This window comes from Streptomyces sp. NPDC001156 (assembly GCF_053598275.1).
Genome location: NZ_JBSFJX010000583.1, coordinates 1 through 1,008 on the forward strand (window position 1 = coordinate 1; position 1,008 = coordinate 1,008).

Sequence of the window (1,008 nt, forward strand, 5' to 3'; positions counted from 1 at the left end):
TCGCGAGATGGGTGAGTGCGAAATGAACACAGCGACTACGGGTCTTGCCGCCGGCATGGCGCTGGGCTTCGCAGCCTACTTCGGTGGCTTCTGGGCGTTCCTGCTGGTTCTTGTTCTGGGCGCGGTTGGTTTGACTGCCGGCCTCGCCCTGCAGGGCGACCTCGACCTCCGCTCACGGAGGCGGCGGTGAGTGCCCGACCCGGCTCCGCGCCATCCACCGACAGCGGGCCGCCACCGGCACGGGCAGCCAGCCTGCCGCCACCGGCCGAGCGGGGCGCCACCGTCATACCCGACAAGGTGGTCGCCCGGATCGCCGCTCAGGCCGCACGTGCGGCTCAATCCCGGCGCGCCGCCATACCACGCGACCGGGGCGGATCGGCAGCCCCCAGCGCCTCTGCAGCCTCCCACACCGGATGGGTGCGCCTGCACCTGGCGCTAGACCTGCCCTACCCCGCCGACATCCCCTACCTCTGTGAGCGGATACAGCACGACGTCGCCGAGCGGGTGGCTCAGCTGACCGGCCTGCACGTGGGAGAAGTCACCCTGACCGTCCGGCGACTGGTGACGGTCTCCGGCGCGAACCGGGGACGGGTCCGGTGAGTCCGCCGCGCGCGGCCGCCCAGCATGCCGCACACGTATACGAAGGAGGACCGGAATGACACCCGACCCGGGCCCTCCCGCCCCAAGCCCCGCACCGTCGGCGCACCGTGACACGGTGTCGCTGGCGAAAGAGCCGACCGGGCCCGCACCGCCCGAACGCGACGCGCCCCCGCCGGACACGGCAGCGGGCGACCACAGCAGACGGCACACCACCCACCGTCCGTGGTCCGAGCGCCGCCTTCCGGCCGCGCTGATAGCCGCGGCGATCGTTGTCGCGGCAGGCGCGGCACTGGTCGATGTCGTGGCCGTACGGGCGGGACGCCAGGCGGCAGGTTGGCGAAAGCACCTGGCCTACGAGCTGGCCACCCGTCCGGTGGACGATGTGTGGATGCTCACCGGAGCCGCCGT

2 protein-coding genes and 1 pseudogene are annotated in these 1,008 nt (G+C 72.4%); all 3 read left to right on the forward strand.

All coding sequences use genetic code 11. The features are described from left to right. On the forward strand, positions 1-190 hold a 190-nt coding region (locus ACWDA7_RS53250; RefSeq protein ID WP_450615488.1), incomplete at its 5' end, for a hypothetical protein. Next, positions 187-600 carry an Asp23/Gls24 family envelope stress response protein gene (locus ACWDA7_RS53255; protein WP_450615490.1) on the forward strand — a complete coding sequence of 138 codons (414 nt, stop codon included), beginning with the start codon at positions 187-189 and terminating at the stop codon, positions 598-600. The genes ACWDA7_RS53250 and ACWDA7_RS53255, both read left to right, overlap by 4 nt. A 115-nt stretch (positions 601-715) precedes the next feature. Beyond that, positions 716-1,008, forward strand: a pseudogene (locus tag ACWDA7_RS53260) (DUF6286 domain-containing protein); the annotation flags it as partial.